1 protein-coding gene is annotated in these 516 nt (G+C 64.3%); it reads left to right on the forward strand.

Translation table 11 applies throughout. The features are described from left to right. Positions 1-27: 27 nt before the first annotated feature. On the forward strand, positions 28-516 hold a 489-nt coding region (locus FNJ47_RS46570), incomplete at its 3' end, for a transposase (RefSeq protein ID WP_163163541.1).

A 516-nucleotide genomic window follows, 5' to 3' on the forward strand; every position in this document is an offset into this window, starting at 1 on the left:
CACTGGCAGAATTGCAGGAAGCGCGAGATGGCTGAAGACAAGCTTTTTGGAGAGCTGCCCGAGCAGCCGAAGCCGCGAACTGATGCGGCGCCCGCGGGCGAGCCGCGTCTGCGCAAGCCGCAGCGGGATCAGATTGAACTGCGAGCGGTGGATATCGAGAGCCTGATCGGGGAAGATCATCCGGCGCGGGTGATCTGGTCCTATGTCGACGGGCTCGACCTGGGCGAGCTTGAAGGTCGGATCAAGGCGCGGGGCGAGAGGCCGGGTCATCCGGCGACGTCGCCACGGCTTTTGCTGGCACTGTGGCTTTATGCGACCAGCGACGGGGTAGGAAGCGCTCGCGCTCTGGAGCGGCTGTGCGAGAGCCACGATGTCTATCGCTGGCTGTGTGGCGGGGTCTCGGTGAACTACCATACACTGGCAGACTTCCGGGTCGGATGCGCCGATCTGCTCGACCGGCTGCTTGCCGAGCATCTTGCGGCCTTGGCGGAGGTGGGTCTGGTCGATCTCAACAAG

The organism is Bradyrhizobium uaiense, assembly GCF_010811875.1.
Lineage (GTDB): Bacteria > Pseudomonadota > Alphaproteobacteria > Rhizobiales > Xanthobacteraceae > Bradyrhizobium > Bradyrhizobium uaiense.